Source organism: Glycomyces algeriensis (assembly GCF_027622855.1).
GTDB classification, from domain to species: domain Bacteria; phylum Actinomycetota; class Actinomycetes; order Mycobacteriales; family Micromonosporaceae; genus Glycomyces; species Glycomyces algeriensis.
Genome location: NZ_JAPZVR010000003.1, coordinates 225322 through 243063, shown reverse-complemented (window position 1 = coordinate 243063; position 17742 = coordinate 225322). Strand labels below are relative to the sequence as shown.

Here is a 17742-nt window from a genome sequence, read left to right as displayed (position 1 = left end):
CCCTCACGGGCATGTCAGAACCATCCGAATTCACGCGCTTCCCCAACGTCACGTTCGTCGAGGGCGAGACCAGCGACTCGGTGATCTACAGCCCCGGCGGTCCGGCCGACACCCACCTGCGGGAAGTGTTCACCGCCCACGGCCTCGAGGGCTCCGGGTACGACTGGCAGTCGGCGGTGCACGCCGCGCTGCTCGAACGCGCCTCGCTCCTGGAGCGCTTCTCGTTCGACTGCGAGGCGGGCATGTTCTGCGCCTACGGCACCGACCGCGAGGCCCTCGGCGAGGTCGCGACCACCCTCGAATCACTGATCGAGCGCCCGGTGCAACTGGTCGAGGCGCTGGCCGTCGCCGCCGAGCACGACCTCTTCGACTGAGCCACTAGACGACTGAGCCATTGAACGACTGAGCTACTAAACGACTGAGCCATTGAACGACTGAGCCACTACACGACTGAGCTTTTGAAGAACTGAGCCACTTGAACGACCGAGCCATTGAACGTCTGAACCTTTGACCGTCTGAACGCAGTGCACCCCGGGGCCGCGGCCCCGGGGTGCACCTTGCGCTCTGCAGTGACTACCAGGCGTAGGCCTCGGGGGCCGCGCCGCCGGGGCCGGGGAACAGTTCGTCCAGGGTCTTCAGTTCGGTCTCGCTCAGTTCGACTTCGAGGGCCGCGACGGCGTCCTCGAGCTGCGAGAGGGTGCGCGGGCCGATGATCGGGCCGGTCACCCCCGGCTGGTGCAGGATCCAGGCCAGGCCGAGGATCGCCGGGGCGATGCCCTTCGACGCGGCGAGGGCCTCGTACTGCTCGAGTTCCGAGCGGTGCTTCTCGATCGCGGCGGCCATGTGCGGGCCCGCCCGGCGGCCGGATTCGGCGGCCTTGCCGAGAACGCCGCCGAGGAGTCCGCCCGCGAGCGGCGACCAGGGGATGACGCCGAGGCCGTAGTGCTGGGCCGCCGGGATCACCTCGAGCTCGATGTGGCGGTTGACGAGGCTGTAGATGGACTGCTCCGAGACCAGTCCGAGCCCGCCGCGCTTCGCCGCCTGCTCGTTGGCCTGCGCGATCGTCCAGCCCGCGAAGTTCGACGAGCCGGTGTAGACGACCTTGCCCTGGGCGACCAGGACGTCGATCGCCTGCCAGATCTCCTCCCACTGGACCGTGCGGTCGATGTGGTGGAACTGGTACAGGTCGATCCGGTCGGTCTGGAGGCGCCGCAGGGAGGCCTCGATCTGGGCGCGGATGTGGTACGCCGAGAGCCCGCGGGCGTTCGGGTCGTCCTTGAGCATCTCGCCGTAGACCTTGGTGGCCAGCACGATCCGGTCGCGGGCCTCGGGGCGGGCGGCGAGCCAGCGGCCGATGATCTCCTCGGTCCAGCCCTGGTTCGGCTTGTGGCCGTAGACGTTCGCGGTGTCGAAGAAGTTGACGCCGAGCTCGAGCGCCCGGTCCATGATCCGGTGCGCTTCGTCCTCGTCGGTGGCGGGGCCGAAGTTCATGGTGCCGAGGACGATCCTCGAGACCTTGACGCCGGCGCGGCCCAGCTGGGTGTACTCCATGCTTCCTCCAGGCGGTTCGGGCCTCATCCTAACGCCGCGCTGATGGCGCTTTCCGAGGGCGGCTCACGCTCCGGCCGCGGTGTCCGCCTACGAGTTCCCGCTCGCCTGAGGCCGCTCCGCCATGGCACCGCCCACGACCGACGCGACCGCGTTCCGCAGGGCCTCCCGGGTCGGGGGCGCCCCCGTGCGGTCGGCGAACAGCAGGTGCGCGGTGCCCACGAGCATCGGGGCAAGCCCTTCGGGTACGGCATCGGGTGCCAGGCGGCCCAGTTCACGCTCGGCCGCAAGGTAATCCGCGATCATCTCGACCGCGTCGGTCAGCACCGGCACGCCCGCGGGCCAGGTCTCCCGCAGTCGCGAGCGCAGGCCGTCCCGGAACGTCACGAGCGCGACGATCCCGACCGCGACCGACCCGAACAGGGCCGACAGGGTCTCGGTGAGGTTGTCGACGACGGTCCCGCCCCCGGCCGACTCCCGCAACGCCGCGGCGCGCTCGTCCATGCGGTGCGCCCGGTCGAGCACGAACTCCGCGAGGAAGTCGTCGAAGTCCGCGAAGTGCCGGTGCAGCACGCCTTTCGCGGTGCCTGCTTCGTCGGTGACGGCGCGGCTGGTCAGCGCACTCGGCCCGCCTTGGAGCAAAAGCCGGTCGGCGGCGTCGAAGAGCCGCTGCCGCGCATCGCCCATGGGCACTCCGGTGGGCATGGCGGTCCCGTCCTTTTCGCAGCGGTGGAACATTGACTAGTGGGCAAGCGCCCATTTATAGTGGGCGCATGGTCACTATACCGCCGCAGGGCGACGGGACTCCAGTCTCCGCCCGCACCAAGGCCTCCTCCTCCGACGACGAACGACGCTTCCGCGAGACCGAGCGCCAGCTCCGCGGCGCGGCAGGCTCCTTCGGGGCCGACGCCGAGCGCTACGACCGCGCGCGGCCCACGTACCCCGACGCGATGGTCGAGGCGATCGTCGCCGCCAGTCCCGGAACGGACGTGCTCGACGTCGGCATCGGCACCGGTATCGCCGCCCGGCTGTTCAAGGCCCGCGGATGCGACGTGCTCGGCGTCGACGTCGACGACCGGATGGCCCAGATCGCCCGCCGCAACGGCATCGACGTCGAGATCGCGAAGTTCGAGGACTGGAACCCCCGGGGCCGCGTCTTCGACACGGTCGTCGCCGCCCAGACCTGGCACTGGATCGACCCGGTGGCGGGGGCCGTGAAAGCGGCCGAAGTCTTGGCCGCGAACGGCCGGATCGCCCTGTGCTGGAACGTGTTCCAGCCGCCGCCCGCGATCGCGGCGATGTTCTCAGAAGTGTCCCGCGGGATCCTCCCGGACTCGATCCCCGATGTCTGGAAGCGCCCCGCGATGGAGGGCTACGGGATGCTCGCCCGGCGCGCCGAGGACGGCATCCGCGAATCGGGTGCCTTCACTGAGCCGGAGCAGTGGAGGTTCGACTGGCAGCGGACGTACACCACCGCCGGATGGCTCGACCAGCTCCCGACCTCCGGCGGCTTCGCCCGGATCCCGCCGGACCAGGTGGACCGTCTCCTCGCGAAGACCGGCGCCGCGATCGACGCGCTCGGCGGCGCATTCGTGATGGAATACTCCACAATGGTCGTCACGGCGGCGAAGGCGGCGGTCTAGGTTGCGTCAAGAGCATCGGTAGAAATCGTTATCTGTAGCGCGGCAGCCTGGTTCGAGCGAAGGACGTCGAGGCAAAGTCCAGGTTGCAGGCATATTGATGACAGACATCTGATGAATATCAGCGCAGGTATTGAAATGTGTGAGTATCTTGAGATACCGTTCTCTAAGCTGGACGACGCGAGAACGCGCCGCCCGGACTAGAGAACGCGGTGGCGTTTCCCCGGCGTCGCACACCGCATGGCGCAAAGGAGCACCATGCCCGACCAGCACCAGACCGATCCACGCCGCGGCCCGAACCTCGGGCGGCGGAACCTCCTCCGAGGGGCGCTCGTCGCGGGCGGCCTCGCCGCCGCCGGAGCCACCGGTCTCGGCACCGCCCAGGCCCAGTCCTTCTCGCACCCGGGGCTGCTGATCCAGGCGGACGACTTCGACCGGATGCGGACCGCCGTCCAGGGGAACCGGGAGCCGTGGCTCGCCGGCTGGAACCGGCTCGTCGCGAACTCGCACTCCGCCTCGACCTGGAACCCACGTCCGGTCGAGCGGATCATCCGCGGCGACAACGGCACCGACCCCGAGAACTACGCGCTGCTCATGAACGACATGCACGCGGCCTACCAGAACGGGCTGCGCTGGAAAATCGGCGGCGACACCGCCCACCGCGACGCGGCGGTCAGGATCCTCAACGCCTGGTCCGGGACCCTGAAGGAGATCGGCGGATGGACCGAGGCCTCCCTGGCGGCCGGGATCTACGGCTACCAGGCGGCCAACGCCGCCGAGCTCGTGCGCGGCGAATCCGGATTCGACCGGGCCCGGTTCCAGTCGATGCTCGCCAACGTCTTCTACCCGTTGAACAACGACTTCCTCGTCCGCCGCCACGGGACCTGCGACGGCCACTACTGGGCCAACTGGGACCTGTGCAACATGGCGGCGATCCTCGCCATCGGCATCTTCAACGACGACCGCGCCAAGGTCGACGAGGCGATCGAGTACTTCTGGAACGGCAAGGGCCAGGGCTCGATCGAGCACGTCATCCCCTTCATCCACGGCGACCTCGCCCAGTGGCAGGAGTCCGGCCGCGACCAGGCGCACACGATGATGGGCGTCGGCTTGATGGCCGAGTTCATGGAGATGGCCTGGAACCAAGGCGTCGACCTCTACTCCGCCCGCGACCACGCCTTCGCGAAGGCTGCCGAGTACGTGGCCCGGTACAACAACGGGCACAGTGTGCCCTACACGAAGTTCACCTGGTACAACGGCCACAACTGCGCCTACAACGAGCAGGCCGTGATCAGCGAGGGCGGCCGGGGCCAGGCGCGGCCGGTGTGGGAGCTGGTCTACTCCCACTACTACGGCAGGTTCGGCCGCGCGATGCCGAACGTGCGGGAGATGCTCGGCAAGATCCGGCCCGAAGGCGGCGGAGGCGACTACGGCCCCAACTCCGGGGGCTTCGACTCGCTCGGCTGGGGCACCCTCGCCTACGTCCAGGACCGGAAGCCGGTCGCGCTCAACCGGCTCCAGACCTACAACGCCACCGACCGGTACGTGCGGCACGTCAACTACGACGTCCGCCTGGACGCCTCGATCAGCCCGGCCGCGGACGCGCAGTTCCGGCTCGTGCCCGGCCTGGCCGACTCGGCCGGCGTCTCGTTCGAGGCGGCGAACGTCCCCGGCTACTACCTGCGCCACTACGACTACGACTTCCGGCTGGACCCGAACCACGGCTCCTCGAGGTTCGCCGCCGACGCCACCTTCCACCGGGTGGCCGGCCTGGCCGACGGCTCGTTGGCCTCGTTCCGGTCCCACAGCCACCCCGACCGGTACCTCCGCCACCACGACTACCTGCTGCGGCTCGACCCGATCGGCGACGCGACCGCCCGCGCCGACGCGACCTTCCGCATCACGAGCTGAACCGGCCGCGGTCGGGCCCGGTGAATTCGGGCCCGACCGCAGTGACATAGAAACCGTTATCTGCTAGCTTGGTTCCCGTTCGCACACCCTCACCCAATGCGGAGTAGACCAGTGACACCGACCGACACGCGGCAGGCCGAAACCGTCATCGAATGGACGGAAGGCGCGCTTCACCTGCGGTTCGACCACGGCGACGATCACCCCGTCCGGCTCGTCCACTGGGGAAGCGGCCCGGAAGCCGCATCGGTGGTGGCGCCCATGCCGATCGTGGACGTGAGCAGCGCCGGGGAGCGCCGCGCCCGCCACGACCAGAGCCTGCTCCACTGGGGCGCCGGACTGCGCCTGCGGTACACCGGCCACCATGTGGAGGGCGATGAACTGCTGATTCACCAGCGCGAACCCGAGAGCCGCCTCGAAGTGACCAGTGTCTTCCGAGCGGCCGGACCGGGCCTGCAGATCCGCCACACGGTTCGCAACAGCGCAGAAACCGATATCATGCTGCTCAACGTGAGCTCCGCGCTCATCGCGGTCCCCGAAGGCGCGCACGACCTCCTGTGGGGCGAAAGCGAATGGCTCGCCGAGGGGCGCTGGCACCAGCGGCCGCTCAAGGAGCTGCTGCCGAACGTCAACCCTGAGTTCCACCACCGCCGCAACCGCGGGAACTTCGGCGTGACCAGCCACGGCTCGTTCTCCAGCGGCGCGTTCCTGCCGACCGGAGTCCTCGCGCTCGAGGACGGGCCCTCGATCGCGTGGCAGGTGGAGACGAGCGCCGGCTGGCACTGGGAGGCCTCGCAGCACGAGGGCACCGTGACCGTGGGCGTGTACGGCCCGACCGACCTCTACCACCAGTTCGCCGCGCGCCTGGCGCCCGGCGAGGCGTTCACCACGGTGCCTGCGGGCTTCTGCATCGCCGAGGGCGGACGGGACGCGGCGTTCGGGGCGCTCACGGACTACCGCCGCGCCATCCGCGAGTCGCGACCGATCGATGCGCGACTTCCCTTGGTGTACAACGACTTCATGAACACCCTCATGGCCGGTCCCTCCACGGAGAAGGAGCTTCCGCTCATCGAGGCCGCCGCCGCGGCGGGCGCGGAGTACTACTGCATCGACGCCGGCTGGTACGGCACCGGGAACTGGTGGGCCGACTCGGGCGACTGGCACGAGGTCCCCGGCCTGTTCACCGGCGGGCTGGTCTCGGTCATCGAGGCGATCCGCGCCAAGGGGATGCGGCCGGGCATCTGGCTCGAACCCGAAGCGGTCGGCGAGCGCGCCGCGGCGGGCCGCGACCTCCCCGACGAGGCGTTCTTCCAGCGGTTCGGCCGGCGCGTCAGCGAGACCGGGCACTACCAGCTCGACTTCCGCCACCCGGCGGCACGCGCGCACCTGGACGAGGCGGTGGACCGGCTCGTCGCCGAGTTCGGCATCGAGTTCTTCAAGCTCGACTACAACGTGAACTCCGGCGTCGGGACCGATGTGGACGCCGCGGGGCCCGGGGCCGGGCTCCTGGGGCACACGATCGCGTTCCGGCAGTGGCTGAGCGACGCGCAGGCGCGGCACCCGGAGGTGCTGTTCGAGAACTGCGGTTCGGGCGGGATGCGCATGGACTACCACCTGCTCTCCGTGGCGCACCTCCAATCGACCTCGGACCAGCAGGACTTCCGGCTGTACGCGGCGATCGCGGCGGCGGCGCCCGCGAGCGTGACCCCGGAGCAGGCCGGGAACTGGGCCTACCCGGACAAGTCGATGAGCTTGGAGGAGACGGCGTTCGCGATGACGGCGGGCGTCATGGGCCGGCTCTACCTCTCAGGGTTCCTCGGCGGGCTCGGCGCCGAGCAGTTCGCGCTGGTGCGCGAGGCGATCGCGCTGCACAAGGACTGGCGGCAGCGGATCGCGCGGTCGCACCCGGTGTGGCCGCTCGGCCTGCCCGGCTGGGACGACGACGTGCTCGCGCTGCAGCTCGACGCCGGTGCGGAGTCGCTGCTGGCGGTCTGGTCGAGGGGCGGGGCCGCTGAGGTCGCGCTGCCGACGCTGCGCGGGCGGACGCTCCAACAGGTCTACCCGGTCGCACTGCCCGAGTGGAAGATCCGCACGGTCGAGGGCGCGACGCGCATCGAGGTGCAGGCGGGCCCCGCCGCCCGGATCTACACCATCCGGTAGCGGACGGCCCGCCCTCCTCCGACCAACCCGACGAAACCGAGGAAATCCATGCCCACCAAACCCGCATACGCCGGCTACCTCTACGTCCACTTCAAACGCGAGGACGAAGACGGCGAGCAGATCTACTTCGCCCTCAGCGACGGCGACGACCCCTTGCGCTTCGACGACCTCAACGGCGGCAGGCCGGTCCTGCGCGCCGCGCTGGGCGAGCGCGGGGTGCGCGACCCGCACATCGTCCGCTCGGTCGGAGGCGACCGGTTCTACCTGGTCGCCACCGACCTCTGCCTCTTCAAGAGCCTCGACTGGGACCGGCACCAGCGCTGGGGGAGCCGCTCGATCATGGTCTGGGAGTCCGAGGACCTCGTGGACTGGGGCGAGGGCCGACTCGTGGAGGTGGCGCCCCCGACCGCCGGCAACACGTGGGCGCCCGAGTCGGTGTGGGACCCCGAGCAGGAGGCCTACCTCGTGCACTGGTCCTCCAAGCTCTACGACGGCCCGGAGCACGAGGGCGAGAGCTACAACCGGATCATGTACGCGACCACCCGCGACTTCCGCGAGTTCTCCGAGCCGCAGGTGTGGATCGACCGGGGCTGGAACACGATCGACGCCACCGTCATCGAGCATGAGGGCGTCTACTACCGCTACTTGAAGGACGAGCGCAGCCGCACGTCGGGCGCGCCGCTGGGCAAGAGCATCTTCGCCGAGACCGCGACTTCCCTGACGGGCGAATGGAAGCCGCTGACCGAGGGCATCGGGTTGGGGCCGATAAGCCAGGGGGAGGGGCCGCTCGTGTACCGGTCGAACACCGAGGACCGGTGGTTCCTGTGGATCGACGAGTTCACCGCCGAGCGCCGCTACGTGCCCTTCGAGACCCGCGATCTCGCGGGCGGCAAGTGGACGCCTTCCGAGGGCTTCCGCCTCCCGAGCGACCCGTGCCACGGCGTCGTCCTCCCGGTGACCGCCGAAGAGTACGAGCGGCTCAGGGCCGCTTGGGGTTAGGCCGACCGATGCGGCACTGTGCTAGCTTCGATGGCCGCATCCCACCCCTGGAGGACGGCACGCATGGAAGCTGACCTGGACGGCCCGCTCGTCTTCGCCGTCTGCCTGCTCGGCCTGGCCGCGATCGTCATCTGGATCGCCGTCGCGGCGGTCAAGAGGGCCGAGCGCTCCCGGCGGCGCCGGAAACGGTCGGGCGGTGCCGGTCGCGGCCCGAGCCGCGCCACTTCGGTCCGACCGGGCCGCGCCGGACCTGCGGCGACCGCCTCAAGGCCAGCGCTCACCAGGCCGCCCACGGGCGGCCCGCAGCCGCGCGAGCGCTGGTGGGCCGATTTCCCGCACCAGGACGACCCGACCGCCTCCAAGGCCAGGCCCTGCCTGATCCTCGGCTACACCGGGAAGGGCTACTGGGTCCTCAAGTGCACCACCCAGGCGCCCAAGCAGGCCGAGTGGCGCGTCCGTGCCGACGCGGCCCGGTGGGCGCCCGCCTCCGACAAGGACGGCTACATCGACCTCGTCCCCTTCCACCTCCCGAAGAGGTCCCTCAAGCGCAAGCTCGGCGTCCTCGACAGCGCGAAGGTCGCCAGGGACGTCGAGCGCCGCGTCCGCTGGGAACGCGCCTGGGACTTCATCGGCTGACCGCACCGCACCTCGACAGCCCCGCAGGCCGAGGTTCGGGCCGCGGGCGCCCAAGAGGAGTGCCGATCGGCCGTTGCGCCCGGAACCGTCGGTGTCGTCGGGCAGAATCGAGGGGAGCCGAGGAGGAGCGCGCATGAACGTCAATGTGGACCGATCGAGCGTCGCCATGGGCGACGACGCCTACCCGCACGCCGAGACGATCGACCTGCCGGAGTCGAGCACGATCGCCGAGGCGGTCGCCTACCTGCGGCAGCGGCGGTTCCTCGCCACGATCGCCAGCGGGCGCGCGACCTGGCTCCTCGAGGTGAACGGCAGCCCCGTGGCAGTGATCGCCCAGCAGTGGGCGGAGCCGAAGTTCGTCACCGACCCTTCGGACACGCTGGGCTCCTTCGGGACCGAGGTCTCGCTCATGTTCCGCTACCGCGCGCAGATCGACCCCGACGACCTGTACGACACCCTTGAAGAGGGAGAGGCCTCGCACTCCGCATGACCGCCTAGGTCTTGACGGCCTGCGGCCACGTGCTCCGGGCAACGCGCGAGCGCCCCGGCTGTTCGCCTGTGCGGCCTTCTCGTTTCGCCTCCGGTCGCATGAACGTTCGCCTTCCGGCGCAGAAGTTGCGTCGGCGACGCAGCGTTGCGCCGATCGGTGCAATTCGCTCCGTGACGCTTGTGCCACGCAACGGTTGCTGCGACATTGGTGCGGGCCGGCCGTCGCGCGAGCGACGCCGCCGGACCAGGTCATCAGCCCCGGTCGCGAATGGGAGCCACGACATTGCAACGCCTCGTTGAAGACCATGCGGCACCCCCCGGTGCGGCGGACGCCGAGATCCTGGCGGTCCTCGAGCACCGGCGGGCCTGTGAGGGCCCGCCATGGGCGCACGCCGCGGACATGTCCTCTTTGACTTCCCGTGAATGCGAGATCATGCTCGCCCTCGGCGACTGCCTCTCGAACGCGAAGATCGCGTCGACCTTCTTCATCACCGAGCGCACGGCGCGAAAGCACATTGCGAGCATCTTCGCGAAGCTCGGCATCTCATCGCGTTCGGAAGCCGCCGTCATCGCTTCGCACCGCCAAGGCGCGCTCCGCTTGAAGAGTGGCGTTTCCGACACTTTCGAAGTCCTCTCGGATCCGCAATCATTAATAACGAGTTCGACACTCGAAAGGAGGAAGAAAATGTCTATCTCAACTATGGCGATCAAGCCGGTCGTCAAAGCCCAGGTCGGTGCCGCGCAGGCAGTCGAGACCATGAAGGAGAAGCTCGACAGCGCTCTCGTTCGGTACGACGCCTGGTACGTGGTGTTCCTCGCCGTGATCCTCGCCCTTGGTGTCACGATTCTCGCAGGTCTCTCGATCTGGTGCGTCGTCTACAAGGGGAAGCGATTCACCGGCAGCTGGAACTGGAGCTGGACCGGCGTCTCGATCAATGTCCAGTGTGTTTAATCGTTAAAGAAGCGACATCACCGGCAATGTGAACAGCGACGATCATGGTGGCCCGGGATGCCGCGTGCATTCCCGGGCCACCGTGCCATAGGGCACCGGTATCAAGGCGTCCATACAAAGGCACCGGGCAATAGGACACGCAGCGGGAAGGACACCATGGCGCTCCTGGAAATCGAGAGTCTCTCCTACTCATACGACAGCGTCGTCAAAGCCGTGGCGGACGTGTCGTTCGAAGTGGAGGCCGGGTCGATCGTCGGCCTCATCGGCCCGAACGGCTCCGGCAAGTCGACACTGATCAAGAACGTCTTCGACCTGCTGCGCCTGCAGTCGGGCCGCGTGCGCATCGGCGGGTACCGGCACGACCACCCGCACGCGCGGGCCCACGGCATGTACCTCTCCAGCAACGACTACCTCCCCGAGTTCCTCACCGCGCGCGAGTACGTCGCCATGACGGCGTCGCTCTACGGGGTCGCCGTCGACCACGAAGAGGCCGCCGACCTGTTCCGGCGGTTCGCCATGGCCGAGCGGTACGACCACCTCATCGAGGACTTCTCCCACGGCATGCGCAAGAAGACCCAGCTGGTCTCGGCCCTCGTCATGCGGCGCCCCCTCACCGTCATCGACGAGACGCTGAACGGCATCGACCTCGAGGCGCTGCGGCTCGCGGAGGCCGAGTTCGAGCGCGCCCGCGACGCCGGGCGGTCCATCCTGCTCTGCACCCACGACTTCGCCGTCCTGGAGCGACTGGCCGACCGGATCGTCCTCCTGGACTTCGGGCAGGTCATCTACGACGCCCCCGCCGGCGACCTCGTCGAGGAGCACGGTTCGCTGGCCGCGATGGTCTTCGACTACCTCGAGTCGGAAGCGCGGTAGCGATGCGCCTGCGACAATCACTCGTCCTCGCGAGGATGCTGCTGGTGTTCTTCCGGCGCCGCGTCCTCTCGGTCGGGGTCCTCAAATCCGTGCCGGTGCGCATCGGCGCGCTCGCCGCGGGCGTGCTCTTCGTCGCCGTCCTCACCGTCGCCGCCCACTTCTTCCTCAAGCAGCTGACCGAGCGGCGCGAGGTGTGGGACCTGCTGTTCGACACCACGACGGTCTCCGTGCTCCTCTGGGTCCAGATCGCGTTCCTCACCGTGAAGGTGCTCTTCGTGAACGCCGACGGGATGCTGCAGTTGAGCTTCCAGATGCCGGTGACCAACCGCGAGCGGTCGCTGGCGTTCCTCCTCTACGAGGCCGCCATGACGAGCGTCGTCGCTGCCGCGGGCGTGTTCGCGCTGGTGGCCAACGCGATCATGCTCCTGGGGCCGGCCTCGTTCGGCCCTATCACGGTCTCGGTCGTCCTGCCCGCGATCCTCGCCTACCTGGCGCTCTCGGTGCTTCACCAGCTCCTCACTCGAGTGTGGACGCTCGCGCGGCTCGAACGGGTCGCGAGCATCCTCAACATCCTGGTGCTCTTCGTGCTCGTGGCGGTCTACGCCTCCATGTCGGGCGCGATGATCACCCGCATCACCGGCGCGTTCCTCGACGAGGAGCCGTCCCGCCTGTGGGCCACGGTGATCGCGGGCGCGGCGGACGACTACGGCATCCTGCCGGTGCTCGCCGCCTCGACGGCCGCGGCGGCGGTCCTCGCCTTCCTCGCCGTCGCGCTCTCCCCGAACCGCCACATCAGGCAGTCGCGATACCTGAACGTGCGGGCCGGCTCGTGGGCCCGCAGGTTCCTCTCGCCCTACGACTGGTGCCTGATCCGCAGCTCCCACACCGCCACCGCCGCGGTCCTCGCCGTCGCACTCTTCATCTACCTGCTGCTCAGCGGTACCGCCAACCCGATCTGGGCACTCTCCCTGCTCACCGTCGGCGGCCTCTACCAGTTCACCGCCACCGCGGTACTGCGATCGATCCCCGGCACCCGAATCCCGGCCCGGCGGGTCTTCGCGCGACTGCTGCGCGCCCAATGCATCCTCATCGCCGCCTTCGCGGTCCCGTTCACGCTCATCGCGGCCGCCGTCGACCTCGACTGGGCCGCCGACGCATGGCAGACGGCGGCTGCCGCCGCCGCGAGCGCGGTCATCACCACCGGCATCGGCGTGATCTTCCCGGCGGAGAAGGACAACCCGCTCTCGGTGTTCCTCGGCCTCTCGGCCGTCGCCGTCGTCGCGGGCCTCGTCGTCATCGGCCTGGGCGTGCTCAGCCTCTCCCCGTGGACGACGGGCGCCGTCCTCGCCGGCGCCACCGCGCTCTTCGCCGCCTACGCAATCCAAGGCATCCACCTCGACGAATCAAGGAGGCGCAATGAAAAAGGCGCTGCTGGTCATCAACTCCGTAGCCGGAGCGGGACTGCTCACACTGGTGATAACGGCCGGCGCCATGCTGGTGCTGATGTTCACCGGTGACAACAGCGGCGACGTCCACCGGACCGGACTGTTCGGGGCCCTGGAGTTCGACGCCGTCGAACGCCCCGACGGGGTCGTCGACATCACCGCCGGCGTGGGGAACCCCGTCCCGATCCTCGTCATCTTCGCGATCCTGGTCCTCCAGTTCGCCCTGATCCAGATCGTGTTCCGGCGGCTGAAGCAGCGGCGCGAACACCTGCTCCAAGGCATGCGCGACCGTGGCGCGGACAACGTACCCGCCCGGTGAGCTGCGGATCCTCCGCGTCGCCTGGACCGTGGCCGCCTCGGTCTGGCCGCTCGCCGCGTTCCTCGGGCTGCTCACCCTCGCCGCGCTGGCATGGTGGGCGCGCTCGGGGGACTCCGGTCTCGTCCTGCTGGCACTCCTCTGCGGCAAGACCGGGATGCTCGGGCTGGTCGCCTCGTTCGCACTGCACGAGTCCGCCCACGCCGCGGTGCTCAAGACCCGCCCCGGCATCACCGCGATCACCGTGGAGGCCACCGCCTGGCGGATCTCGCTCATTCCAGAGGGGACGCTCACCCGCGGCGAGAACGCCCTCGTCGCCCTGGCGGGCCCGCTCGCCTGCGCGGCGGTCGGCGCCGGCCTCTGGCTGACCGGGATCGACCGCCTGCTGGCCTGGTGGTACCTGCTCCACCTGGCGTTCCTCCTCCCCGTCTTCGGTGACGGGCAGGCGCTCTGGCGCAGCTTCCGCGGCGCCCGCGCGGCACCGCACCCGCACCCCTGAAACCGACAGCGCCCCGCCGGGCGTGATCGCATCACGTCCGGCGGGGCTTCGCGCGTCCCCGGGCCGCCCACCTTCGGCCCGTCCGCGCCAGGAGCGGTTCAGATCCGCAGTGGACTCGCCTCGGCCGCGCCTCCGAACGACTCGCCTCCGAAGGAGTCGTCCCCGAAGCGCTCGCCTCCGAAGTGCCCGCGACCGAAGTGCTCCTCCACCAGGACCCCCGCGCGGTACGCGAGGGCGCCCAGCTCCTCGGGGGACGAGGCCCCGAGCGTGCGGATCATGACGCGGATGTCCCGGTTGACGGTGCTCCTGGAGAGGTAGAGGTCGTTGGCGATGCACTCTCTGGTCTTGCCGCGCAACAGGTGTATGAGGATCTGGCGCTGGCGCGGGGTGATGTGGTCGATCGGCTCGAGGTCGGGGTAGCGGCTGCCGGGCATAGAGTTACCCTCCCACCCCCCCGGCCCGCGTGGGGCGGGTGCCGCGGCGCCCGCGACGCCGAGGCCGGCGCGCGGACGCCGCGGCGGCGGGGAGCCTGGCGTGCCGTCCGGGACCGTGGACGGCGCGCCGGCGGGCCGGAGCTTTGACCCACTCATGATGCCGAAACCCGCTTACAGCTGCCTTACATGCGGCCTACACCCGGAAATATCAGCATTTTTGTCGCGGTAGCGCCAGTGCGGCTCCGTACTATCCTGTCCGAGACACGCACTCCTTGCGAGGCTGGTGAATCGTGCAGGCAATGTCGGATGCGCTCCAATTCAAAGTCCTCGGTCCCATGTCGATCGCCCGCGACGGCGATCCGTTACTCGTCCGCGCCCCGCTGCAGCGCCGGCTCCTCGCGGCGCTGCTGGCCAGCTCGGGCCGGGTGGTGACGCTCGAGGCACTGGCCGAAGAGGTCTGGGACGAGGCCGTACCCGACAACGCCCGCAACGCCCTCATGGTCTACCTGCACCGGTTGCGACGGGCCCTCGGATCGGACCGCCGCATCATCCGCGAATCGACCGGCTACCGCATGCTCGTGACCGCGGACGACTTCGACGCCAAGGCATTCGAGCAATGGTCGGCCGCCGCGAGGACCGCATGGAAGGACGGCCGCCTCGAACATGCCGCCGAGGAGTACTCGCGCGCCCTGGCGCTCTGGCACGGCGAACCGTACGCGGACGTGCCGTCGCCCGGCATGGTCGCCGCCGAAGCCCTCCGGTTGAGCGAGCGGCGTTCGCTCGTGCACCAGGAATCGCTCGAACTGCGGCTCGACCTCGGGTTGCACGCCACCGTGATCGGCGAGTTCGAGGCCCTCGCGCGCGACCACCCGTTCCGTGAGCGGCTCACCGCCCTGCGGGCCGTGGCGCTGTACCGGGCCGGACGCCAGGCCGAAGCGCTGCAGGTGTTCCGCGAGAGCCGCAAGGCGCTGCGCGAGGAGATGGGCATCGACCCCGGGCTGCTGCTCCAGCGCGTGCACGACGCGATCCTGCACGGCGACGAGCGGCTCGACACCGTCTCGACCGACAGCATCGAGGGCGAATGGGCCCCGCCCGCCGAAGCGCGGATCGAGGTCCGGCCGGCGGCCGCGGTGACACCCAGGGAACTGCCCGCCGACGTCGCCGCGTTCACGGGCCGGGCGAGCGAGCTGCGCGAACTCGAGGCCGCGCGCCTCGGCGACGAGGCCGAGGGCATCCCGCCCTCGCCGATCGTCGTGCTCTCCGGCATGGCAGGCGTCGGCAAGACCGCCTCCGCGGTGCACTGGTCGCGCCAGGTCGCGCCCGACTACCCCGACGGCCAGCTGTTCCTGGACCTCCGCGGCTACTCCGCGGTGCCGGCGCTCCGCCCGATCGAGGCGCTCGCGGCGATGCTGCGCTCGCTCGGACTCGCCGACGACCAGGTCCCGGTGGACGTGGACCAGGCGGCCGCGCGGCTGCGCACCGAGACCGCGGACCGCCGCATGCTCGTGCTCCTCGACAACGCGCGGTCCGCCGAGCAGGTCGCGCCGCTGCTGCCCGGCGGCCCCGGCTCCCTCGTGATCGTGACGAGCCGCAACCGCCTCGGCGACCTGCTCGCGCGCCACGGCGGCGTCAACCTCGCCCTCGCGCCGCTCGCGTCGGAAGAGGCGGTCTCACTGCTCAAGTCCCTGCTGCGGCTGCCGCGTTCGGCACTCGACCGCGACATCGACCAGCTCGCCCGGCGGTGCGGCTACCTGCCGCTCGCGCTGCGGATCGCGGCCGCGAACCTCGCGGACCGCCCGCACGGCGTCGGCGAGTACACCGACCGGCACTCGACCGGCGACTTCCTTGCGGCCCTGCAGATCGGCGACGGCCCCGAGACCGCGGTCAAGGCCACGTTCGAGCGCTCGTACGCCGCGCAGCCCGAGGAGGCCCGCCTCGTGTTCCGCATGTTCGGCCTCGCGCCGGTCGGCTCCCTCTCCGTCGATGCGCTCGCCGCGGTCGCGGGCACCGACTGGGCGGCGGCCGACCGCGCCGCCGCGCAACTCGTGAACGCCAACATGGCCAACCGGGACGAGCGCGGCCGACTCTCCCTGCACGACCTGGTGCGCGACTTCGCGAACGGCCTTGTCGGCGCCGACGACCCCCTGCGCGCCGAAGCCCTGGAACGGCTCTTCGCGTGGTACCTCGAGACCGCGGACGCGGCCAGCGCCAGCCGCTACCCGGCCAACGCCCGGCTGCTGGATCCCGTTCCGCCCCAAGGCCGGCCGCGGTTCGAGACCCCGGAGGCGGCCACGCGCTGGCTCGAGGAGGAGCGCGAGCAGCTCATCGCCATCGCCCGCTTCGCCGCCGAGCACGGCCACGGCTCGGTGGCCTGGCGGCTCGCGGACGCCCTCAGGGCCCACGCCTGGGCGTCGATGGACCGCGTCGACTTCCTGGCGCTCGCGGACGCGGCCCTCGACGGCGCCCGCCAGGAGCGGAGCGTTCCGGGCGAGGCGGTGGCCGAGCTGTGCCTCTCGACCGCGTACGCCAAGGCCCGCGAGTTCGGGAAGGTGGTCGAGCACGCCGGGAACGCCGCCGAGCTCTCGACCCGCATCGGCTGGGTCGCGGGCCAGGCTTCGGCGCACCACAACATGACGCTCGCGTGCTGGCTGATCGGGCGGCCCCGGGTCGCGCTCGAGCACGGGCAGGCGGCGCTCGCGATCAACCGGGCGCACGGGCGGCTGCGCGGCCAGAGCGTCAACCTCGGCGCCCTCAGCGCGGTCTACGGCATGCTCGGAGACCTGCGACGGAAGGTGCGGCTGCGCACCGAGGGGCTGCGCATCGCCGAGGAGATCGGCGACGTGCGGCTGCGCGAGTCGCACCTGTGCGGGCTCGTGTCCGCATCGGTCGAGTTGGGCGACATGGCGACTGCCGAGCGCCACATGGACGAGGTCATGAAGATCGAGACGGCGTCGGGGAGCGGCGAGCTCACGCCGCTGGCGACGGGCAGCCTCGCGGAGCTCTACTCAGGACTGGGCAAGCACGAGGACGCGCTGCCGTACGCCGAGGCGGTGGCGCGGGCCGGGATGATGGTCTGCGACCGGCGGCACGAGTCCGACGGGCTGGTGGCGGTCGCCTTCTCGCTCAACCGGCTCGAACGCCATGCGGAGGCGGTCGACGCCGCGGACCGGGCCCTGCGCTCGGTGAAGACCGACCTCAAGGGCACCGAGATGCTCGCGCTGATCGAACGCGCCATCGGCCGCCTCGGACTGCGGCAGACCGAGGCCGCGCGGCAGGACGCGGCGGCGGCGCTGGGCATGGCCCTTGAAGTGGGGGACCGCATCCGGGAGGGACTGGCCCTCAACGTCCTGGCGGAGGCGGCGCTGAGCCTGGGGGAGGCCGGCCCCGCCCGCGAACGCGCCGAGCGTGCCGGAGACCTCCTGGGTGCGATCGGCCACTTCGCCGGGGAGACCTGGTCGCTGTGGCTGCGGGGGGCGATCGCCCGCGCCGAGGGCGACGATGCCGGCGCGCGCCGGTTCCAGGTCAGAGTGGAGGACGCCTTCGCGAAGGCCGGGGTGCCCGTGCCGACCCGGTTCGACTTCGGACCGCAATGAGATCCTCCGCGACCGGGTTTCACTGCCGGGGCGGTGGCGAGGGGATGTCGTAGTCGTAGCAGAAGGTGTCGTCTTTGTTGTGGCGGTTGGGTTCGCAGCTCCGTTCGATCTCCGCGCCCAGTCCTTTGACGCCCCCGACGACGATCCAGGCCACGAGCGCGGCACCGACGAGGAGCAGCAGCAACGCCGAGAGCAGCACCACGAGAGAACGCATCCCGCAAGCGTAGGCGAGCATCGTTCGTGAACCGCT

The 17742-nt window shown here is 70.2% G+C and carries 17 protein-coding genes; 13 read left to right on the top strand and 4 right to left on the bottom strand.

Features of this window, described 5'->3' with window-relative positions:
• Positions 1 to 11: 11 nt before the first annotated feature.
• The gene (locus O2L52_RS07340; protein ID WP_270114707.1) at positions 12 to 374 is read left to right on the top strand and encodes an Imm51 family immunity protein; all 363 of its coding nucleotides are present in this window, start codon (positions 12 to 14) and stop codon (positions 372 to 374) included.
• Between the two features lie 199 nt (positions 375 to 573).
• On the opposite strand, the gene O2L52_RS07335 is transcribed toward O2L52_RS07340, so the two are convergent.
• Both O2L52_RS07335 and O2L52_RS07330 read right to left on the bottom strand, forming a co-directional pair.
• Complete coding sequence (locus O2L52_RS07335) at positions 574 to 1551, bottom strand: aldo/keto reductase (RefSeq protein WP_270114706.1); 978 nt, start codon at positions 1549 to 1551, stop codon at positions 574 to 576.
• An 87-nt stretch (positions 1552 to 1638) separates the two neighbouring features.
• Complete coding sequence (locus tag O2L52_RS07330) at positions 1639 to 2253, bottom strand: TetR/AcrR family transcriptional regulator (protein WP_270114705.1); 615 nt, start codon at positions 2251 to 2253, stop codon at positions 1639 to 1641.
• Between the two features lie 68 nt (positions 2254 to 2321).
• Between O2L52_RS07330 and O2L52_RS07325 the strand changes: the two genes are divergently transcribed.
• From O2L52_RS07325 to O2L52_RS07275, 11 genes are all read left to right on the top strand, one after another.
• Positions 2322 to 3191: a class I SAM-dependent methyltransferase gene (locus O2L52_RS07325; protein WP_270114704.1), complete on the top strand. Its 870-nt coding sequence runs from the start codon at positions 2322 to 2324 to the stop codon at positions 3189 to 3191.
• 255 nt (positions 3192 to 3446) lie between these two features.
• A complete protein-coding gene (locus tag O2L52_RS07320) occupies positions 3447 to 5099 on the top strand; it encodes an AbfB domain-containing protein (protein ID WP_270114703.1) in 1653 nt (550 codons plus the stop codon).
• A 111-nt stretch (positions 5100 to 5210) separates the two neighbouring features.
• Positions 5211 to 7256: a glycoside hydrolase family 36 protein gene (locus O2L52_RS07315; RefSeq protein ID WP_270114702.1), complete on the top strand. Its 2046-nt coding sequence runs from the start codon at positions 5211 to 5213 to the stop codon at positions 7254 to 7256.
• A 48-nt stretch (positions 7257 to 7304) separates the two neighbouring features.
• Positions 7305 to 8255, top strand: coding sequence for a glycoside hydrolase family 43 protein (locus O2L52_RS07310; RefSeq protein WP_270114701.1), 951 nt, complete (start codon positions 7305 to 7307; stop codon positions 8253 to 8255).
• 63 nt (positions 8256 to 8318) lie between these two features.
• Positions 8319 to 8891 carry a hypothetical protein gene (locus tag O2L52_RS07305; protein ID WP_270114700.1) on the top strand — a complete coding sequence of 191 codons (573 nt, stop codon included), beginning with the start codon at positions 8319 to 8321 and terminating at the stop codon, positions 8889 to 8891.
• Between the two features lie 133 nt (positions 8892 to 9024).
• Positions 9025 to 9381: a hypothetical protein gene (locus O2L52_RS07300; RefSeq protein ID WP_270114699.1), complete on the top strand. Its 357-nt coding sequence runs from the start codon at positions 9025 to 9027 to the stop codon at positions 9379 to 9381.
• A gap of 282 nt (positions 9382 to 9663) precedes the next feature.
• Positions 9664 to 10332: a response regulator transcription factor gene (locus tag O2L52_RS07295; protein WP_270114698.1), complete on the top strand. Its 669-nt coding sequence runs from the start codon at positions 9664 to 9666 to the stop codon at positions 10330 to 10332.
• A 156-nt stretch (positions 10333 to 10488) separates the two neighbouring features.
• Positions 10489 to 11205, top strand: a complete 717-nt coding sequence (locus tag O2L52_RS07290; protein ID WP_270114697.1) for an ABC transporter ATP-binding protein — start codon at positions 10489 to 10491, stop codon at positions 11203 to 11205.
• A 2-nt stretch (positions 11206 to 11207) separates the two neighbouring features.
• Positions 11208 to 12722, top strand: a complete 1515-nt coding sequence (locus tag O2L52_RS07285) for a hypothetical protein (RefSeq protein WP_270114696.1) — start codon at positions 11208 to 11210, stop codon at positions 12720 to 12722.
• Complete coding sequence (locus tag O2L52_RS07280; protein WP_270114695.1) at positions 12709 to 12969, top strand: hypothetical protein; 261 nt, start codon at positions 12709 to 12711, stop codon at positions 12967 to 12969. The genes O2L52_RS07285 and O2L52_RS07280 overlap by 14 nt, the downstream gene beginning before the upstream one ends.
• Positions 12941 to 13465, top strand: coding sequence for a hypothetical protein (locus O2L52_RS07275; RefSeq protein WP_270114694.1), 525 nt, complete (start codon positions 12941 to 12943; stop codon positions 13463 to 13465). The genes O2L52_RS07280 and O2L52_RS07275 overlap by 29 nt, the downstream gene beginning before the upstream one ends.
• 98 nt (positions 13466 to 13563) lie before the next feature.
• Here O2L52_RS07275 and O2L52_RS07270 read toward each other — a convergent pair whose 3' ends face one another.
• The gene (locus O2L52_RS07270) at positions 13564 to 13899 is read right to left on the bottom strand and encodes a response regulator transcription factor (RefSeq protein ID WP_270114693.1); all 336 of its coding nucleotides are present in this window, start codon (positions 13897 to 13899) and stop codon (positions 13564 to 13566) included.
• Positions 13900 to 14198: 299 nt separating this feature from the next.
• On the opposite strand from O2L52_RS07270, the gene O2L52_RS07265 reads away from it, so the two are divergent.
• On the top strand, positions 14199 to 17492 hold the full coding sequence (locus O2L52_RS07265) for an AfsR/SARP family transcriptional regulator (RefSeq protein ID WP_270114692.1): 3294 nt from the start codon (positions 14199 to 14201) through the stop codon (positions 17490 to 17492).
• Positions 17493 to 17511: 19 nt separating this feature from the next.
• Here the strand turns inward: O2L52_RS07265 and O2L52_RS07260 are convergent, their stop codons facing one another.
• On the bottom strand, positions 17512 to 17706 hold the full coding sequence (locus O2L52_RS07260; RefSeq protein WP_270114691.1) for a hypothetical protein: 195 nt from the start codon (positions 17704 to 17706) through the stop codon (positions 17512 to 17514).
• Between the last annotated feature and the right edge of the window lie 36 nt (positions 17707 to 17742).

Bases quoted from the DNA above. Each gene is read 5' to 3' on its own strand.
- O2L52_RS07340 (WP_270114707.1), top strand. From the start codon at position 12: ATGTCAGAACCATCCGAATTCACGCGCTTCCCCAACGTCACGTTCGTC.
- O2L52_RS07335 (WP_270114706.1), bottom strand. From the start codon at position 1,551: ATGGAGTACACCCAGCTGGGCCGCGCCGGCGTCAAGGTCTCGAGGATC.
- O2L52_RS07330 (WP_270114705.1), bottom strand. From the start codon at position 2,253: ATGCCCACCGGAGTGCCCATGGGCGATGCGCGGCAGCGGCTCTTCGAC.
- O2L52_RS07325 (WP_270114704.1), top strand. From the start codon at position 2,322: ATGGTCACTATACCGCCGCAGGGCGACGGGACTCCAGTCTCCGCCCGC.
- O2L52_RS07320 (WP_270114703.1), top strand. From the start codon at position 3,447: ATGCCCGACCAGCACCAGACCGATCCACGCCGCGGCCCGAACCTCGGG.
- O2L52_RS07310 (WP_270114701.1), top strand. From the start codon at position 7,305: ATGCCCACCAAACCCGCATACGCCGGCTACCTCTACGTCCACTTCAAA.
- O2L52_RS07305 (WP_270114700.1), top strand. From the start codon at position 8,319: ATGGAAGCTGACCTGGACGGCCCGCTCGTCTTCGCCGTCTGCCTGCTC.
- O2L52_RS07300 (WP_270114699.1), top strand. From the start codon at position 9,025: ATGAACGTCAATGTGGACCGATCGAGCGTCGCCATGGGCGACGACGCC.
- O2L52_RS07290 (WP_270114697.1), top strand. From the start codon at position 10,489: ATGGCGCTCCTGGAAATCGAGAGTCTCTCCTACTCATACGACAGCGTC.
- O2L52_RS07285 (WP_270114696.1), top strand. From the start codon at position 11,208: ATGCGCCTGCGACAATCACTCGTCCTCGCGAGGATGCTGCTGGTGTTC.
- O2L52_RS07280 (WP_270114695.1), top strand. From the start codon at position 12,709: ATGTTCACCGGTGACAACAGCGGCGACGTCCACCGGACCGGACTGTTC.
- O2L52_RS07270 (WP_270114693.1), bottom strand. From the start codon at position 13,899: ATGCCCGGCAGCCGCTACCCCGACCTCGAGCCGATCGACCACATCACC.
- O2L52_RS07265 (WP_270114692.1), top strand. From the start codon at position 14,199: ATGTCGGATGCGCTCCAATTCAAAGTCCTCGGTCCCATGTCGATCGCC.
- O2L52_RS07260 (WP_270114691.1), bottom strand. From the start codon at position 17,706: ATGCGTTCTCTCGTGGTGCTGCTCTCGGCGTTGCTGCTGCTCCTCGTC.